The sequence below is a fragment of the Streptomyces canarius genome (genome assembly GCF_014650735.1).
Lineage (GTDB): Bacteria > Actinomycetota > Actinomycetes > Streptomycetales > Streptomycetaceae > Streptomyces > Streptomyces olivaceoviridis.
In genome coordinates, this window is the sequence record NZ_BMVN01000214.1 from 1 (window position 1) to 832 (window position 832).

The window sequence follows — 832 nt, forward strand, 5'->3', positions numbered from 1 at the left end:
CGGCTACGGCCAGAACGCCGACTTCCGCGCTGGGCTGGCCGAGCGGGACATCGCATACGTGGTCGGCATCCGCGGCGATATCACCGTCCAGCCGCATGAGGCGGTTCCCGCTGTCGCCGCCTGGTCCGGCAACGGCCGCCGGCCGGTTCCCCGCTACCGGCATCAACCAGTGACGGTGGCGGAACTGGCCGCGGCCACCGGACGGGAAGCCTTCACCGAGGTGACCTGGCGGGAAGGCTCACGCGGCCCGATGACCTCCCGCTTCCTCGCGGTGCGGGTCCGGCCGGCCGGGGTGCGACCGCGTCGACTGGCCCAGGCTGCCGCGGTGGCCGGGCACGGCCGGTGGGACGGCGTCCTGCCCGAGGTGCGACTGCTGGCCGAGTGGCCCGACGGCGAGGACGAACCGACCCGCTTCTGGCTGTCCGACCTGCCTGAGGACACCCCGATCCCGGACCTGGTCCGCCTGGCGAAGATCCGCTGGCGCATCGAGCACGACTACCGCGAACTCAAGCACGGTCTGGGCCTGGACCACTTCGAAGGCCGCTCCTGGCCGGGCTGGCATCATCACGTCACCCTGGTCACCGCCGCCCACGCCTTCCTCACCGAACAGCGGCTGGCCCCAAAAGCCGACACACCGGACTCACCCTCTACCAGATCCTCAACGCCCTCCAAGACCTGCTGAACTGCTGGACCGGCATCTGCACCACCTGCCACCAACCCCTGCCCAACAGGACCACACCAAGATCAAGACAGACCTAACGGAGTCCTACTAGTGTCCTGCGCCGGTAGTCCGTCGTTAGATCTTGTATGAGTTCTCCTGCCGGGGTGCCGG

The 832-nt window shown here is 69.1% G+C and carries 1 protein-coding gene; it reads left to right on the forward strand.

Features of this window, described 5'->3' with window-relative positions:
* Window positions 1–682, forward strand: a 682-nt coding sequence (locus tag IE294_RS46940; RefSeq protein WP_189895414.1) for an IS701 family transposase, incomplete at its 5' end; no start/stop codon positions are given.
* Between the last annotated feature and the right edge of the window lie 150 nt (window positions 683–832).